This window comes from Pseudomonas sp. 09C 129 (genome assembly GCF_002843625.1).
In the GTDB taxonomy this organism is placed as follows: domain Bacteria; phylum Pseudomonadota; class Gammaproteobacteria; order Pseudomonadales; family Pseudomonadaceae; genus Aquipseudomonas; species Aquipseudomonas chlororaphis.
On the sequence record NZ_CP025261.1, the window covers coordinates 5,615,753 to 5,632,414 of the forward strand.

The window sequence follows — 16,662 nt, forward strand, 5'->3', positions numbered from 1 at the left end:
GCTCTTGAAAACGCTAGTGCAAAAATAGTTTATGCCGACGCCTTCTTGTCATTTTTGTGGGTTGCCGCGTATATAGGCCGCGAAACCAAAGAGTGCGGGTCAGGCCGACCGCGCTCACGCATTGCAGCTGTTTCGAGACAGCGCTACCTTAGTGACTTGAATTTTGTTTGGCAAGCCGTCTGATGACCTCCTCCAAGAACGATAAAAATACCCGCACCACGGGGCGCCCGACCCTCAACGAAGTCGCGCGCCTGGCCGGCGTCAGCCCGATCACCGCCTCGCGAGCCCTGCGCGGCATCGACACAGTGGCCACTGAACTGGTGGAAAAGGTGCAGAAGGCCGCCCGCGAACTCAACTACGTGGTCAACCCCGCCGCCCGCGCCCTGGCCTCGGCCCAGAGCCATTCGGTGGTGGTGCTGGTGCCGTCGCTGTCCAACCTGCTGTTCATCGATACCCTGGAAGCCATTCATCAGGTTTTGCGGCCCAAGGGCTTCGAAGTGCTGATCGGCAACTTCCACTATTCCCCCGACGAAGAAGAAAACCTGCTGCGCAACTACATGGCCTACCAGCCCCGCGGCCTGCTGCTGACCGGCTTCGACCGGACCGAAAGCGCCCGACGGATGGTCGAAGCCAGCAACGTTCCCTGCGTCTACATGATGGACCTCAACCCCGAGGCCGGCCTGAACTGCGTGGGTTTCTCCCAGCACAACGCCGGGGAAACCGCCGCCGAGCACCTGATCTCCCGCGGCCGCAAGCGCCTGGCCTATATCGGCGCCCAGCTCGACCAGCGCACCCTGATGCGCGGCGAAGGTTTCCGCCGCGGCCTGGAGAAAGCCGGCCTCTACGACCCGAAACTGGAAGTCCTCACCCCGCGCCCCTCGTCGGTGGGCCTGGGCGGCGAACTCTTCCTGCAGTTGATGCACAGCCACCCGGACGTGGACGCGATCTTCTTCGGCAACGACGACCTGGCCCACGGCGCCCTGCTGGAAGCCATGCGTTGCGGCATCAGGATCCCCGAGCAAGTGGCGGTGATGGGCTTCAACGACCTGCCCGCCTCGGCGCACATGGTGCCGCGCCTGAGCAGCATCAGCACCCCGCGCGAAGCCATCGGCCGCCGCGCCGCGGAACAGCTGCTGACCCTGATGGCCGGCAACAGCGTGGCCAAGCCGGTGGTGGACATGGGCTTCGAGCTGATGGTGCGCGAGAGTACCTGAGCCGCGTTCAGGAACGCAGGCTCAGGGCGCTGAGCAGCACGCCGAAACCTACCAGCAGAACGCCGAACAGCTGGTCGATACGCCGTTTGTAAGCCATGAGCCGGGCCCGGATGCCCGGTGCCGAAAAGAACAGCGCCACCGCCACGAACCACAGCACATGGGCCAGGACAATGATCGCGCCATAGCCGATCTGCACACCCGGCGCGGTACCTGGCTGCATCACCTGCATGAACAGGCTGACCACGAAAATCATGGTCTTGGGATTCAGCGCATTGGTCAAAAACCCCGTACGCAACGCCGCCCACGCCGAGACCCGCGGCGCATCGACCGCTACCTCTTCCTCGACCGCACGGCTGCGCAGCATGCCGATACCGAGATAAACCAGGTACAGCGCCCCGGCGATTTTCAGCACGCTGAACAGCAGCAGCGATTCCTTGACCAGCAGGCCGACGCCCAACAGCGTGTAGCCGATATGCAGCATCACTCCGAGCCCGATCCCCAGCGCCGTGAACACCCCATGCCGACGCGACAGCACCAGGCTGTTACGCGTGACCATGGCGAAATCCGGCCCCGGGCTGAGCACCGCGAGGATGGTGATGGTGATTACTACTAACAGTTCAGTCATTTTCAAGCGCCTTCGCTATAGAATCCGGCCCATACTTTATGGGCACGAACCGTCACAGAGCGAACGATGAAAACTGACATTCACGGTGATAAAAACTCACAGACAACCCATCGCCGCCTGCCACCCCTGAGCGCCCTGCGCTGTTTCGAGGCCGCCGCTCGCCTGGAGAGCTTCACCCGCGCCGGCGAAGCCCTGCACCTGACCCACGGCGCCATCAGCCGTGCCGTCCGCACCCTGGAAGAAGACCTCGGCACACGGCTGTTCGAGCGTCGCAGCCATCGGGTCTTTCTCACCGAAGCTGGCCGCGAATTGCTGCACAGCGTGGAGCATGCCTTCGACCTGATCGACGCCACCGCCCGCAAACTGCGAACGCCCGACAAGGCCGCGGCCCTGGTGCTGTCCTGCGAACCGACTCTGCTGATGCGCTGGCTGATTCCACGGATCCCGGCCTTCTTCGCCGCTCATCCGGATATCCCCCTGCAACTGGTGGCCGGCGGCGGGCCCTTCGCCTTTGCTCAAGGCATCGACCTGGCGATCCGCCGCAACGACTTTCCCTGGCCGCCGCACACCCATGCGCAGTGGCTGTTCGATGAAGCCATCGGCCCGGTGTGTCGCCCGGACCAGGCCGTCGGCTGGACCCGCGACGCAAGCGGCAGAGTGCGGCTGTCGGATACGGCGCCACGCCTGCACAGCGCGACCCGGGCAGCGGCCTGGGAGCAATGGTTGACCCTCAAGGGAATGCAACAGGCGCCGGGCACGGAGCAGGTCTTCGAGCATTTCTACTTCAGCCTGCAAGCGGCGGTGGCTGGGTTGGGGCTGGCCATCGCGCCCTGGCAACTGGTGCGCGACGACCTGGAGTCGGGCCTGCTGGTCGCGCCTTTCGGTTTTATCGCCGACGGCAGCGCCTACTACCTGTTGTCGCCCGAGGCTGTCGACCCGGACTCGCCCGTTGCCCGCTTGCTCGACTGGCTGCGTCACCAGGCGCTGGGCAGCGAGCAGCACGACGCCACCCACCCGGCCCCATAAGCGGACAGGCTTACGGCCTCACCTCGGCATGAACCTGCGGGGCCAGCGCCGGGTCCTGCCCACCCAGCAACTGCACGAACGCCTGGGCGGCCTTTTGCAGAGGCTGGTTCTTCAGCCATACCGCGTGCACCGGCAGCAGCAGGCCGTTGTCGATGTTCTTGAAGGTCAGACGCTTGAGCCGCCCGGCCTTGAGCAAGGGCGCGATCACCGACAACGGGAAATTGCCCCAGCCAATGCCGGACTCGACCATGTCCAGGGCCATGGCCAGGCTGTCGGTGCGCCAGTAGGACTCGGCGATCAGTGGCCGGGTGTCGCGGATCGGCAGGTCGCGGCTGGCAACCACCACCTGACGCACGTTGACCAGCTCTTCCAGATAGAGGGTGGCATCCGGCGCCTCGGGTAATGGATGGCGCGCGGAAATGCAGGCGATCATCCGCTCGCTGCCGACGTACTGGAAATACTCCAGCACGTTCAGGCTCAGCCCGGCGAAGGCCACGCCGACCGCGATCCGGCCAGTGTGCAGCAGTTGCAACAGATCGTCCTGGGGCGCGCTCAGTACCTCGATGTCGAGCAACGGATGACGCTCGGCGATCCACTTGATCGCCGCCAGCACCCGGGACTTGTCGATGTCCTCGACCACGCCGATGGACAGCCGGCTTTCCAGCCCCAGGGACAACTCCACCGCATGCACCTGCAAGTGCTTGAGCTGCTCGGCGATCAGCCGCGCGTGGGGCGCCAGGGCATTGGCCATGGCGGTGGGCACCGGCTCGCGATGGCTGCGGTCGAACAGGGGGTAGCCCAGCTCCGCCTCAAGGTTGGCGATACCCATGCTCACCGCCGACGGCACCTTGCCCAGGGCCCGGGCCGCCGCGGAAAACGAACCGCGCTCGAGCACGGCGAGAAACAACTGGATGCTGTCGCTGGAGAAATTCATGCAGACGCCTGTCTAGAATGTCGACCTATCAGTAAACCTGAAAGCTACTGACTTTTTCTGTCAGACACATTGAAGCTATCTTGCGCCGCATTGGCCAGCCCTTCCTGCAAAAGGAGCGGCCCGGGCCAACGAACGCGGAGGAAAAAAAGCATGCAAGGCATCAAGCGCAAACTGGTTTACGTGTCACTGTTCGAGGTGTTCGGCATGACCTTCTCGGCCCTGGGCCTGGCCTTGCTGTCCGGCACCTCGCCGAGCAGCACCGGCCCGCTGGCGGTGGTGATCACCAGCATCGCGGTGACCTGGAACTTCATCTACACCAGCCTGTTCGAGCGCTGGGAAAGCCGCCAGGTCTCGCGGACCCGCACGGTCACGCGGCGGATCGCCCATGCCGTGGGTTTCCAGCTGACGCTGATCCTGTTCCTGATTCCGTTGATCGCCTGGTGGATGCACATCAGCCTGGTGCAGGCCTTCCTGCTCGACCTGGCGCTGATCCTGTTCATCCCCTGCTACACCTTCGTCTTCAACTGGCTGTTCGACCGGGTCTTTGGCCTGCCGGCGTCGGCGCTGCCGGACCCGGTCTGAGGCCAGAGTGCAAATCGGCATCGCCCAAGAGCGGCGCCGCTGTTAGATTTCCAGGGCCCTCCACCCGCCAAGGAAAGCTTGCATGGGAACCCTGAGAATTCTCGGTAAAGCCTCGTCGATCAACGTCCGAAAAGTGCTGTGGACCTGCGAGGAACTGGGCCTGCCCTACGAACGCGAGGATTGGGGCAGCGGCTTCCAGTCGACCCACACACCGGAGTTTCTCCGGCTCAACCCCAACGCCCAGGTGCCGGTGCTGATCGATGACGCCGGCGCGCTGTGGGAGTCCAACAGTATTTGCCGGTACCTGACCGGCAAGGTCGCCGTGCAACGGCTGCTGCCCGGCGAACCCCGGGCCCGGGCGTTGGTGGAGCAGTGGATGGACTGGCAGGCCACAGAGCTCAATCCGGCGTGGAGCTACGCCTTCGTTGCCCTGGTCCGGCAGAACCCGGACTTTCAGGACCCGCAGCGGATCGCCGCCGGCCTTCGCGGCTGGAACGCCAAGATGGCCCTGCTCGAACAGCAACTGGCGAGCAGCGGCGACTATGTGCTCGGCGAGCAGTTCAGCCTGGCCGATATCGTCCTCGGGCTGTCGGTGCATCGCTGGATGATGACGCCCATGGAGCGCCCCGACTTCCCCGCCATCGCCGCCTATTACGCACGGCTCAGCGAACGCCCGGCCTTCCTGCTGCATGGACGCAATGGCATTCCCTGAATCGTCCTTTTTCTGTAGGAGCTGGATGCCGCTTTGGTTGATGCTGCGGCACAAACCGCCAAGATGTAACGGAATACGACAATAAATCAGCGCACAGCCCGGCTTCCGACCCCGCATTCACAATCATTGATTTCCGTTAGCCAGCTAAGATTCCTCCTCACCGAAACCTGGAATCCCGCCCATGTCGTCCCTCGCCCCCACTGTCGCCACCGACGGCCTCGACCCGGTCCGCGCCGCCGATATCTCCGCCCGCATCGATCGCCTGCCCGCCGTCACCACGGTCTGGCGCCTGGTGGCGCTGCTGTCGATTGGCGGTTTCTTCGAGCTGTATGACCTGTTCCAGACCGCCTATATCAGCCCCGGCCTGATCCGCGACGGGATCTTCGCCACCGGCAGCCAGGGCGTGTTCGGTTTTTCCGACCAGGCGGCCTTCGCCTCGGCGACCTTTCTCGGCCTGTTCCTCGGCGCCAGCCTGCTGAGCCCGATCGCCGACCGCTTCGGGCGCCGGGCGATCTTCACCTTCGCCCTGATCTGGTACACCGTGGCCACGGTGCTGATGGGCGTGCAGACCTCGGCCCTGGGGATCATCGGCATGCGCTTTCTGGTAGGCATCGGCCTGGGCATCGAACTGGTGACCATCGACGCCTACCTCTCCGAGCTGGTGCCCAAGCACATGCGCAGCTCGGCCTTCGCCTTTGCCTTTTTCGTGCAGTTTCTCTCGGTGCCGGCGGTGGCGCTGATGTCCTGGTGGCTGGTGCCGCAGGACCCGTTCGGCATCGCCGGCTGGCGCTGGGTGGTATTGGCCAGCGCGGTGTTCGCGCTGTTTATCTGGTGGTTGCGTTCACGCCTGCCCGAGTCGCCGCGCTGGCTGGCCCAGCATGGGCGCTTCGCCGAGGCCGAGCGGATCATGGACAACATCGAGGCGCGCTGCGCCAAGGACTACGGCAAGCCGCTGGACACTCCGCAGCCCGAGGCCCTCGGCGTCCAGGGCTCGGGGCGTTTCGCCGATATCTGGCAACCGCCCTATCGGCGCCGGGCACTGATGCTGATCGTGTTCCATGTGTTCCAGGCCATCGGTTTCTTCGGTTTCGGCAACTGGCTGCCGGCGCTGCTCTCGGGCCAGGGCGTGAGCGTCACCCACAGCCTGATGTACGCCTTTATCATCACCCTCGCCTATCCGCTGGGGCCGCTGCTGTTCGTCAAGTTCGCCAACCGCTTCGAGAACAAGTGGCAGATCGTCGGCTCGGCCCTCGGCGCCATGACCTTCGGCACCCTGTTCGCCTGGCAGAGCACGGCCCTGGGGCTGATCGTCTGCGGGGTAATGATCACCTTCTGCAACGCCTGGCTGAGCTTCAGTTACCACTCCTATCAAAGCGAGCTGTTCCCCACCAATATCCGCGCCCGAGCGGTAGGTTTCTGCTACTCGTTCAGCCGCCTGTCGACGGTGTTCAGCAGCCTGCTGATCGGTTTTTTCCTCGACCGCTTCGGCACGCCCGGGGTCCTGGCGTTCATTGTCGGCAGCATGCTGATCGTGATGTTCACCATCGGCCGTTTCGGCCCGCGTACCCGCAACCTGGCCCTGGAGAACATCGCCCAGCGTTGACCGGTCGCCGCTGGCCGCAAGCGGCAAGGCTTGTCCGCCGCGTGCCGCCAGCCTTGCCGGGCAATCGGCGCAGAGCCCTGGCAAAGAGCCCCGTCCCGGGGCGCTGCGGGGTGGCGGCATGCAAATTGCTGCGCAGCCTTCGACAGCCCTTACACACAGGTACCCAATCATGTTGGTCAGTGCCCAGAAAACCACGGCGATCCAGCCCACCCAGCGGTCCGACATGGACCCGAGCACCGCGGCCGCCAGCGCGCTGTACAGCGGTTTGATGCAGAACGTGCAGAACACCGCGACCCTGCAAGCGTCCCAGGCCGTGCAGCAGGCCAGCAACACGGTCAGCGACAATGTCGCCGCGGCCTTCGCCAAGACCCGCGTGCTGTTGCAGGCCACCCCGCCGACCGCCAGCACCGCGCAGGCCAACAGCGCCACCCAGAGCTCGGCCCTGGATGAGTTCAAGGACTACATGAGCAAGTCCCCTGAGCAGCGCATGCGCGACCGCATCCTCGAAGAGATGGGCATTACCGAGGAAAACCTGAAAAACATGCCGCCGGAGAAACAGCAGGCGGTGGCTCAGGAAATTGCCCAGCGGGTCCAGGACAAACTGAAACTGGCGCAAGTCGAGAAGGACGCCAGCGGCGTCGATAAGCAAGTCACCGACAAGTTCCTCGCGGCGCTTTAAAAGCGGCCAGCCGAAACAGGGTTCCCCACGGGAACCCTTTTTTATGAGTCGGCTTGAGCGGCTGCGCTCAGCCCTGGGCCAGCATATCGAGCAAGGCCCGCAGCGCCGGCGACGGCTCGCTGCCCTCGGCCAGCACCAGGGCAAAGGTGCGCGGGATCGGCTCGCTCAATGGCAGTACGCACAAACCGTGGCGTTGCTCCGGCAAGGTCATCTGCGGCACCAGGGTCACCCCCACTTGCTCGCGAACCAGAGTGAAGGCGCTGCTCCACTCCCGCACCTCGACCCGCACATCCGCCAGCTCCAGGCCGGCATCCGCCGCCAGGCTGCGGGCATTCACCGAACAGCCGCCGGTGGCCAGCACGAAGGGTTGGCTCACCAGTTCCTGCAAGGTCACCCCCTGCTCCTGACCGCGGCGCGCCAGGGCATGCCCCGTCGGCAGCACCGCCACCCAGGTATCGCGTCCCAGCAGGCCGACGCTGCGCTCGGACGCAGGGTTGAGCAGCACCCCGACATCGATCAAGCACGCCTCGAGCAAGGCCTCGACCTCGTCGTCGCTGACCTCCAGCGCCACCACCTGGATGCCCGGGTACAACTGCTTGAAACGGCGCAGCAGCGGCGGCAGGAAAGTCGCCAGCACCATGGGGAAACTCGCCAGGCGAATGGTGCCGCGCTGAATGTCCCGGCAGGCGTCCGCGGTGTCGCGGATGTTCTGCAACGCCGCGAGCATCAGCCGCGCCTGTTCCACCACCTGTTCGCCAATGGCGGTGGGCAGGGTCTGGCGGTTCTCCCGGGTAAACAGCTGCACGCCCAGGTTGTCTTCGAGCAGCGCCAGGGCCTGGCTGGCGCCGGACTGGGTCATGCCGACCCGCTCGGCGGCGCGGGTGATGTTGCCGGTATCCGCCACGGCCACCAGCATGCGCCAGTGCATCAGGTTCATCATGGCAGTAGCTGTCCTTATGGGTTTTTTCTGAAAGATTAATTTTACTGAGAGCAGCGCGGACTATGACACTGATCTCCCCCCTCTGGAGAGCCCTCGATGAACCTGTATTTCTCGCCCCACGCCTGCTCGCTGGCCCCGCACATCGTGCTGCGCGAACTGGCCCTGCCGTTCACCCTGGTCCGGGTCGACAACCGCAACAAGACCACGGCCGACGGCGGCGACTTCCTGGCGATCAACCCCAAGGGTTATGTGGCAGCGCTGGAGCTGGAGGACGGCCAGGTGCTGACCGAAGGCCCGGCGATCCTGCAATACCTGGCCGACCTCAAGCCGCAGGCGGGCCTGGCGCCGGCCAATGGCAGCTGGCAACGGGTGCGGTTGCAGGAGATGCTCAACTTCGTCTCCAGCGAGATCCATGGCGGCCTCGGCTGGCTGTTCAACCCTGAGTTTCCCGAAGCGACCCAGGCGCTGATCCGGCAGAAACTGTTCAAGCGCCTGGCGCTGCTGGACCGCACGCTGCAACAACAAACCTACCTGCTGGGCGAATCCTTCGGTGTCGCCGACGCCTACCTGTTCACCGTGCTGCGCTGGACCGCCGGCTTCGCCATCGACCTGGAACAATGGCCGGCGCTGGCGCGCTTCCAGGCGCGAATCGCCCAGCGCGAAGCGGTGCAAGCGGCACTCGCGGCCGAGATTGTTCTGTAGGAGCGGCCGGTCGACGCTCGATTGTCCGCGTCGCCAGCAAGCTTGGCTCCTACAGAAGCCGCTCGCCTGCTCAGCCCAGCCCTCCCCGTTGAATAAATTCAGTCAGGGCCAGCACATCCACCGAGCCCGGCCGATCCTGATCGAGAAACGCCACCTGGCTGCGCACCGCGCGGTGGATGCGGGCGCTGCCGACACCCAGTTGCAAGAGCCCGCGCAGGTCGATGGCCTGGGCCGCGACTATCAGCTCAATGCTCGCCAGCCAGGCCAGGCGCTGGGTCAGTTGCCGGGTTTTCTCGATCACCGCCAGAGCCTGGCCGGCGTAGTCTTCGACCCGATCGGCCACCGGCACGCAGACCGCCGGCAGCGGATTGGCCAGATGGCCGATCTCCGCCAGCAGCGCCGCGGCACTGCGTTGCAAGGCGGCCATGCCGACATGCCCGGGCCGCTCGATAAGAAAGCGCGGCAGCTCGCTGGAAGTTGGAGACAGCAGCTTGGCGATGCGCTCGGCGCAACAGGCCGCGACCCGGCTCAAAGCCAACCCCAGGCCTTCCCCGGCCAGTGCCAGGTGGGTGCTGTCGAAATTGGCGGTGGCCAGGACCTGGCGCTGCTCGTCGATCAAGGCCGGGTTGTCGGCGCCGCTGGCCAGCTCCAGTTGCAGATGTTCGCGCAGTTGTGCCCAGGCCTGTCGCGCCGCGCCCTGCACCACGCCGGCACAGCGAAAGCTCAAGGGATCCTGCAAACGCCGGGCGCTGCCGGGCTGGCGCAACTGGCCACCCTCCAGCAACTCCAGCAGCGCCGCCGATTGCTCGGCCTGGCCCGCCGCCGGCCGCAAGCGCGACGCCCAGGGCTGGAAGGGGCTGAGGTTGGCCCGATAGCCTTCGCAGGACAGCGCCAGCGCCGCCAGCAGGCTGTCCAGGGCCTGGTCGGCCTCGGCCAGCAACAGGACACCCAAACCAATGCTCGCGGCATTCGCCGAGACCAGCGCCAGACCGTCCTTGTCCACCAGCCGCGCCGGTTGCAGGCCATTGCGCTGCAAGGCTTCCCCCGCCGGCAGCCGCTCGCCGCGCCAGCGCACCCAGCCCTCGCCGATCAGCGCCAGGCCCAGGTGCGCCAATGGCGCCAGATCGCTTTCCCCCAGGGAGCCAAGCAACGGCACCTCGGGCTCGATCCCGGCGTTGAGCAAGGCCAGCAAACTGTCGGCGCTGGCCTGGGAGATCCCCGAGCGACCCTGGGCCAGCCCGGCCAGGCGCGCGGCAATCATCGCCCGCAGTTCAGGCCGCGTGGCCAGGCGCCCAAGCCCAACGGCCCGGCCCAGGGGAATGCGCCGTTGCAGGTCGTCATCCGGCTGGGTCAGGGCCACATCCACCGCCGCGCCCAGGCCCGTGGTCACGCCGTAGATGGCGTCGCCCGCGGCCATCCGCTCCCGCAACAGCCCATGGCCGGCGGCGATCCGTTGCCGGGTGGCCGGGGTGAATTGCAGCGCCGCCTCCTCGCGGGCAACGCGCAGCAGGTCAGTCAGCGCCAGGCCTTCCGGGCCCAGGCCGATCATGCGAAACGCAGCCGCTGGCCGATGCCCAGGCGCCGGGCTTTTTGCAGCAGGGCGTGGCCCAGGGCGATATCGCTGAGGCTCAGGCCGCGGTGCCAGAACAGGATGTTTTCCTCGGCGTGCTGCCGGCCGCTTCTATGGCCTGCGACTATCTGCCCAAGCTCGGCGTGCAGGGTCTGCTCACTGAGTTTGCCGGCCTCGACATGGGCCCGCAGCGAACCGAACAGGCCGCCCTTGCACTGGCCCCAGTCGTCCACCACCAACTTGTCCATGATGTCGGTCAGCGACAGCTCCACCGCGCTCATGGTGCCGTAGGGCACGACAAAGACGCCGGGCTTGATCCATTCGGTGCGCAGCAAAGGTTCGGGCTGGTTCAGCCGCGAGGCCTCGACCACGATGTCCGCGCCGCGCACCGCACTCTCCCAGTCGTGGGTGACAATCACCGGCTTGCCCAGGTCGCGGCGCAGGCGTTCGGCAAAGGCCTCGCGGCTGTCCTCGCGGCGCGAGTGCACGCGGATTTCCTCGAAGTCGAACAGGTGGTCCAGCAGCCGCACGTTCCAGTACGCCGTGCCGCGGGCGCCGATATGCGCCAGCACCTTGCTGTCCGGGCGCGCCAGGTACTTGGCGCCGATGGCGGTGATCGCGCCGGTGCGCATATCGGTGATCGCCGAGGCGTCGAGGATCGCCTGGGGCACGCCGGTGGCCGGGTCCAGCAGGTTGAGGATCGCCAGTTCCGAGGGCAGGCCCTGGCGGTAGTTGTCGACGAAGTCACCCACCACCTTGACCCCGGCGTGGCCGATGTCACCCCCCAGCACCCCGCGCAGCACGTTGAAATGGCCGTTGATTGCGCCCCCGGGAATCAGGTGGGTGCGCGGCTCGATCACCGCCTCGCCACGGCCCTGGAGCACCAGGCCGGCTTCGATGGCGGCGAGGATTTCGTCGTTGCTCAGGGCCAGCTCGGCGATGTCCAGGCCGTTGAGAAAATCGATATAGATGGGTTGCATGGGCCTCACTCGCTCTTGAACACGATCTGCTCGATCCGCACGGCCTTGGGGATCAAGTGGTTGGCGAGGAACAGGTCGGCGGTGCGCTGCTGGCTGGCCACGACCCGGGCATCGATGCCTTGCAGCGGCGAGCGCGAACGATGGCTGAAGTAGCTTTCCACCACCGGCCGTTGCAGGCCGAGGATGCGCGCCATGCTGTCGATGCTGGCGTCGCGCTGGTCGAAGGACAGCTGCTGGGCCGCGCCGAAGGCCTTGAGGATGGGGGCGACGGCAGCGCCGTGCTGGCGCACGAAGGCACCGCTGGCGATGTAGAAGCTGCCGCCGGAATCCAGGCCCTGGCCATCGCTGAGCAGGCGGGCGCTGCCGTCGAGCAGGGCCGCCGAATAGTAAGGGTCCCAGATCACCCAGGCGTCCAGCTTGCCCTGCTCGAACGCCGCGCGGGCGTCGGCCGGCGACAGGTACACCAGGTTCAGGTCACTGAGTTTCAGCCCGGCGCGCTGCAGGCTCTTGAGGAAAAAATTGTGCGCACTGGAGCCCTTGAGCAACGCCACCCGCTTGCCCTTGAGGTCGGCCAGGCTCTGCGTCTGGCTGTTCCTGGGTAGCAGGATGGCTTCGGTCTTGCCGTCGCTGGGCTCGACGCCGATGTACTGCAAGTCGATCCCCGCGGCCTGGGCGAAGATCGGCGGGATGTCGCCGATATTGCCCACATCGACGCTGCCGCCGTTCAGCGCCTCGATCAGCTGTGGCCCACCGGGGAATTCGATCCATTGCACCTGGGTGCCCGGCAAGGCTTTCTCCAGCAACTGGTGCTCGCGGGCCAGGACCATGCTCACCGAGCTTTTCTGATAGCCGATACGCAATTGCCCAGGCTCGGCGGCCAGGGCCAGCGAAGCGCAGAGCGTGAGACACAGGGTGACGATAAAACCTTTGAACATCGGTAACTCCCAAACGGATTGAAAACACTGTCGGCCATGACGGCCTCATCGCCGGCAAGCCTGGCTCCTACAGAAGCCAGAAACGCCGCCGGCCAATGTAGGAGCCAGGCTTGCCCGCGAAAGCGATCCCCCTGACACACCCCGCCGCCTGCATCGCGCGCAAGCTGCGCTCCTACAGAGGCGCTGCCGCGCCAGTCGCAAGCGGCTTACAGCGCGGCGCTGACGCGGCTGGCGACTTCGCTTGGCACCCAGCCTTGCCAGACCTGCGGCTGCTCGCGCAGGAAGGCCTCGGCGACCTGGCGCGGTGGCTGGCGGGTTTCGCTCATCTGGCCCAGGGTGCGGTTCAGCAGGTCGATCGGCAGGTCGACCTTTTCAAAGAAACTCACCAGTTCCGGGTACTGCGCCTTGAACGGCGCGGACACGCCGATGGCCAGGTGCGCCGGCATCGACCGGGTACCCCGCGGATGGGGGTTGCCGGCATCGGCCAGGGTCTTCCAGGCCTCGGCATCGAAGGCCGGTTCTTCGAGCTTCACCAGCTTGAACTTGCCCAGCAGCGGCGTCGGCGACCAGTAGTAGAACAGCACCGGTTTGCCGCGGCGGATCGACGAGCTGACCTCGGCATCCAGGGCCGCGCCGGAACCGGTGCGGAAGTTCACGAAGCTGTCGCTCAGCCCATAGGCCTTGAGCTTCTGGCTGTTGACGATTTCCGAGGTCCAGCCGGTGGGGCTGTTGAGAAAGCGCCCACGGCCCGGGTCTTCCGGATCGCGGAACACCTCCTTGTAGCGCGCCAGGTCGGCCACCGATTTCAGCTCCGGCGCCAGCGGCTTGATACCGCGCTCGGCGTCGCCCTTGATCACGTACTCCGGCACCCACCAGCCTTCGGTGGCGCCCTTGACCGTATCGCCCAGGCCGAACACCTTGCCCTCGGCTTCGGCCTTGACCCAGGCCGGACTGCGCCCGGCCCACTCTTCGCCGATCACCTGGATATCGTTCTTGGCCAGCGCCGCTTCGAGGCTGACGGTGCTGCCGGGCAGGGTCTCGGTCGGATAGCCGTAGCCCTTCTCGACGATCAGCCGCAGCACCTCGGTGATCAGGCTGCCGCTTTCCCAGGTGATGTCGCCGAAGTGGATCGGCGCCGGCTTGTCCGCCGCCGGTGCCTGCTGGGCCAGCAGGCTGAAGGTCAGCAGCGAGGTGCCGAGCAGGTGTTTGATGATCTTCATGGTGAGCCTCTTGCTGGTTGTTCGTGGGTTTCAAGACCGCCCGCCGGGAAGGTCCTGCGGACCTTGGCGCAGCCTTCGGCAGCGGCTACAGGGTTAAAAGTCGTAGCTGAGCCTGGTGTAATAGAACGCCCCCTCCGGCGCCGACGGCGACAGGTAGCTGTACTGCTGCCCCGGGGTCTGGCGCAGGCGGCTGTTGAAGTCGTCGGGCTTGCTGTCGAACAGGTTGTTGGCGCCCACCGACAGGCGCAGTTGCCGGGTGAAGGCGTAGTTGACGTCCAGGTCGGTGTTCCACTGCGCGGAGAAGGTCTGGTCGTACTGTGCGTTGGCCGCCGACGCCGCGTATTTGCGGTACTCGCCGTAGCGGGTCTCGGACAGCGCGATGGTCCAGGGGCCGTAGCGATGGATCGCCCCCAGCACCAGCTTGTCTTCGGGGTAGCCATGTTCGAGGAAGCCCTGGGCTTCGCGGGTCAGCACGTCGAAGCCGAACGGGTTGGAATGGATCTTCTCGATGGTGGTGCGCGCCTTGGTGTAGCCGGCCGACAGGCTCAGGGCGCCGTAGCGTTGCAGGTCGAGGTTGTACTTGCCGACGATGTCGACGCCGCGGGTGCGGGTGTCGGCGGCGTTGGTCATGAACTGCGCCCAGGTGTACTGGCCGAACCCGGCCTCGCTGAGAATCCGCTCGGCGTCCGGCCCGGAAATCCCGCCGCTGTAGAGCAGGCGGTCGCGGATGGAGATCTGGTAGGCGTCGATGGTCAGCGACGCCTGCTCGCTCGGCCGCAGCACCAGGCCCAGGGAATAGTTGGTGGACTTCTCCGGCTTCAGCGACTGCGCGCCCAGGGCGCGGGCTGCCGGGTGGTCGGCCGGGAGCATGCGGGTCAGCACCGGGTTGCCGTTGATATCGACGTTGGTGGTGGTGGTCCAGGAAGTGCCGATCTGCCCCAGGGTCGGCGCGCGATAGGCGTTGTTGACCGTGGCCCGCAAGCCCACCTGCGGGGTGAAGTCGTAGCGCGCCGAGAGCTTGCCGGTGGTGGCCGAGCCAAAGTCGGAATAATGCTCGGTGCGCCCGGCAAGGCCGAGCTGGAACTTGTCGGTGACCTGGTTTTCCAGGCCGAAATACACCCCGCCGACATGCCGCTTGTAGGTCCCGGCATCGTCCGGGGTCAGGCCGGATGCCTGCACCGCGCCGACCTGCACGCCATCGATGCCGCCGAAGGAATAGGAGGCATAGTCGCCCTCCTCCAGCCGGTACTGCTCGTCGCGATAGGCCACCCCCGCCGAGACGGTGAGCGGATGCTCCGACCAGGCGACGTCCAGGTCCTTGGCGTAATCCAGGGTCAGGTTGGTCTGTTCGTTGACCAGTGTCGCCACGTCGAACTTGGTCGGGCTGTTGGCGCCGTAGCTCGGGTTGACCGTGTTGAAGGCCAGTTCATCGTGCTTGTCGCGGCCGTAGGTGGCGCTGAGGTCGAAGCGCCCGATGCGCTCGTCCTCGTAGCGGCTGCCCACGGTCAGCGCGCCATCCTCATAGCGGTAGCGGTACTTGGGAATGGTGCCGTTGGGGTAGATCGAGGCGACGTTGTTGGGGTTGCTGGCCAGCAGCGGCGGCGTGTTATTGACCGACTTGTCCTGGCCGAAGGTGGCAAAGCTGTAGAGCCGCCATTGATCGCTGAGGCCGACTTCGGCGTTGGCCGCCAGGTTGTATTTGTCGCGACTGGCGCCGCCCCAGCGCGGGTCCTGCAACTGGCCGCCGGCTTCATATTTGTCGCCGATGTCGGTGGGCTTGTTGTTCAGGCCGTTGAAGCTCAGGGTCAGGAAACCATCCCCCGGCAGGCCCAGGCCATACCAGCCGTCGGCGCTCTTGCTGAAGCCGTCGCCCTGGGCGTACTGGCCCAATTGGCTGTTGAGCTGGCCGCCGCTGTCACGTTCCTTGAGCACGATATTGACCACCCCGGCCACCGCGTCGGAACCGTACTGCGCCGAGGCGCCGTCGCGCAGCACTTCGACATGGTCGATGGCGCTGATGGGGATCATGTCCAGGTCCACCGGCTGCGCGCCAATGAACGGCACGCCGCCGGAGATGTTGACCACCGCCGAGGCATGCCGGCGCTTGCCGTTGATCAGCACCAGGGTCTGGTCCGGCGACAGCCCGCGCAGGGAAGCGCCCTTGGGGTTCTGCCCGCGGGTGGCGCTCTGGTTCTGCGGAAAGTTGAACGACGGCAGCAGTTGGAACAGCGCCTGGTTGAGGCTGGTGGCGCCGGTCTGCACCAGCTCTTCGCTGTTGATCACGTCCACCGGCGCCGCGCTGGTCAGGGCCGTGGCGTCGCTGCGCCGGGTACCGATGGCCACCACCCGGTCGAGGGTCGGCGCCGCGGCTTCGCTGGCCTCGGCCTTGACCCTGCTGCCAGCCGAGCTCGCCGGTTGCGGGCCTTCCTTGATGATGAACGCGCCATCCGGGCTGACTTGCAGTTGCAGGCCGGTGCCGCGCAAGGCGGCCGCCACCGCCTGCTCGGCGGACAACGAACCGTCGACCGTGGCCGAAGAGTAGCTGCCCAGCTGCGGGGTAAAGGAAATCACCTGGCCGCTTTGCCGGCTGATGCTCAGCAGCACCTCGTCCAGCGGACCGGGCGCCAGGTGATATTGCTGCCGGGCGGCTTCGGCCCCCTGGGCGCCCGTGAAAAACACCGCGGCCAAGGGGCCGATGGCCAAGGCCAGGCGCGAACGACGCTGCACGGTTGTGGATATAGGCAACATGACTCTCTCCCCCAAAAGCATCCAACAACGCTGCTCCCCGCAGCGTTTACGGGAGTGATGTGCAACGGCCGGGGGAAAACTTGCAGATCGTTTGGTTATGGCCTTAGAACCACCGCAAGCGGCGCAGGCCAGTGCTTCTGCTGGAGAGCAGCTTGCGCGATGCCGCCAACGCGGTGGGCCAGGGAAACCGCC

The 16,662-nt window shown here is 65.9% G+C and carries 15 protein-coding genes; 7 read left to right on the plus strand and 8 right to left on the minus strand.

Annotated features, from left to right (window positions below; translation table 11 throughout):
- Nucleotides 1–182: 182 nt before the first annotated feature.
- Entirely contained in the window at nucleotides 183–1,214 is a 1,032-nt protein-coding gene (locus CXQ81_RS25035; RefSeq protein WP_007925129.1) for a LacI family DNA-binding transcriptional regulator, read from the plus strand.
- A 7-nt stretch (nucleotides 1,215–1,221) separates the two neighbouring features.
- Here the strand turns inward: CXQ81_RS25035 and CXQ81_RS25040 are convergent, their stop codons facing one another.
- Nucleotides 1,222–1,839, minus strand: a complete 618-nt coding sequence (locus CXQ81_RS25040) for a LysE family transporter (RefSeq protein WP_101338846.1) — start codon at nucleotides 1,837–1,839, stop codon at nucleotides 1,222–1,224.
- Between the two features lie 66 nt (nucleotides 1,840–1,905).
- Here CXQ81_RS25040 and CXQ81_RS25045 point away from each other — a divergent pair, with 66 nt between their 5' ends.
- On the plus strand, nucleotides 1,906–2,865 hold the full coding sequence (locus CXQ81_RS25045; protein WP_101338847.1) for a LysR family transcriptional regulator: 960 nt from the start codon (nucleotides 1,906–1,908) through the stop codon (nucleotides 2,863–2,865).
- 10 nt (nucleotides 2,866–2,875) lie between these two features.
- Here the strand turns inward: CXQ81_RS25045 and CXQ81_RS25050 are convergent, their stop codons facing one another.
- Nucleotides 2,876–3,799 carry a LysR family transcriptional regulator gene (locus tag CXQ81_RS25050; protein WP_101338848.1) on the minus strand — a complete coding sequence of 308 codons (924 nt, stop codon included), beginning with the start codon at nucleotides 3,797–3,799 and terminating at the stop codon, nucleotides 2,876–2,878.
- 150 nt (nucleotides 3,800–3,949) lie between these two features.
- Here CXQ81_RS25050 and CXQ81_RS25055 point away from each other — a divergent pair, with 150 nt between their 5' ends.
- The 4 genes from CXQ81_RS25055 to CXQ81_RS25070 all read left to right on the plus strand — a co-directional run bounded on the left by CXQ81_RS25055 (nucleotide 3,950) and on the right by CXQ81_RS25070 (nucleotide 7,375).
- Entirely contained in the window at nucleotides 3,950–4,381 is a 432-nt protein-coding gene (locus CXQ81_RS25055; RefSeq protein WP_101338849.1) for a PACE efflux transporter, read from the plus strand.
- A gap of 82 nt (nucleotides 4,382–4,463) precedes the next feature.
- The gene (locus CXQ81_RS25060; protein ID WP_101338850.1) at nucleotides 4,464–5,093 is read left to right on the plus strand and encodes a glutathione S-transferase family protein; all 630 of its coding nucleotides are present in this window, start codon (nucleotides 4,464–4,466) and stop codon (nucleotides 5,091–5,093) included.
- A gap of 181 nt (nucleotides 5,094–5,274) precedes the next feature.
- A complete protein-coding gene (locus CXQ81_RS25065) occupies nucleotides 5,275–6,696 on the plus strand; it encodes an MFS transporter (protein ID WP_101338851.1) in 1,422 nt (473 codons plus the stop codon).
- A 169-nt stretch (nucleotides 6,697–6,865) separates the two neighbouring features.
- The gene (locus tag CXQ81_RS25070; protein WP_101338852.1) at nucleotides 6,866–7,375 is read left to right on the plus strand and encodes a hypothetical protein; all 510 of its coding nucleotides are present in this window, start codon (nucleotides 6,866–6,868) and stop codon (nucleotides 7,373–7,375) included.
- A gap of 67 nt (nucleotides 7,376–7,442) precedes the next feature.
- On the opposite strand, the gene CXQ81_RS25075 is transcribed toward CXQ81_RS25070, so the two are convergent.
- The gene (locus CXQ81_RS25075; RefSeq protein WP_101338853.1) at nucleotides 7,443–8,315 is read right to left on the minus strand and encodes a LysR family transcriptional regulator; all 873 of its coding nucleotides are present in this window, start codon (nucleotides 8,313–8,315) and stop codon (nucleotides 7,443–7,445) included.
- 96 nt (nucleotides 8,316–8,411) lie between these two features.
- Here CXQ81_RS25075 and gstA point away from each other — a divergent pair, with 96 nt between their 5' ends.
- Nucleotides 8,412–9,017 (plus strand): glutathione transferase GstA, encoded by a 606-nt coding sequence (gene gstA / locus CXQ81_RS25080; RefSeq protein ID WP_101338854.1) that lies wholly within the window; start codon nucleotides 8,412–8,414, stop codon nucleotides 9,015–9,017.
- A gap of 70 nt (nucleotides 9,018–9,087) precedes the next feature.
- On the opposite strand, the gene hutH is transcribed toward gstA, so the two are convergent.
- From hutH to CXQ81_RS25105, 5 genes are all read right to left on the minus strand, one after another.
- Nucleotides 9,088–10,566, minus strand: coding sequence for a histidine ammonia-lyase (hutH, locus tag CXQ81_RS25085; protein ID WP_101338855.1), 1,479 nt, complete (start codon nucleotides 10,564–10,566; stop codon nucleotides 9,088–9,090).
- Nucleotides 10,563–11,567, minus strand: coding sequence for an ornithine cyclodeaminase family protein (locus CXQ81_RS25090; protein WP_101338856.1), 1,005 nt, complete (start codon nucleotides 11,565–11,567; stop codon nucleotides 10,563–10,565). The genes hutH and CXQ81_RS25090 overlap by 4 nt, the downstream gene beginning before the upstream one ends.
- Before the next feature lie 5 nt (nucleotides 11,568–11,572).
- Entirely contained in the window at nucleotides 11,573–12,502 is a 930-nt protein-coding gene (locus CXQ81_RS25095; RefSeq protein WP_101338857.1) for an aliphatic sulfonate ABC transporter substrate-binding protein, read from the minus strand.
- A 206-nt stretch (nucleotides 12,503–12,708) separates the two neighbouring features.
- Nucleotides 12,709–13,722, minus strand: a complete 1,014-nt coding sequence (locus tag CXQ81_RS25100; protein ID WP_101338858.1) for an ABC transporter substrate-binding protein — start codon at nucleotides 13,720–13,722, stop codon at nucleotides 12,709–12,711.
- Between the two features lie 93 nt (nucleotides 13,723–13,815).
- Nucleotides 13,816–16,470: a TonB-dependent receptor gene (locus CXQ81_RS25105; RefSeq protein WP_101338859.1), complete on the minus strand. Its 2,655-nt coding sequence runs from the start codon at nucleotides 16,468–16,470 to the stop codon at nucleotides 13,816–13,818.
- Between the last annotated feature and the right edge of the window lie 192 nt (nucleotides 16,471–16,662).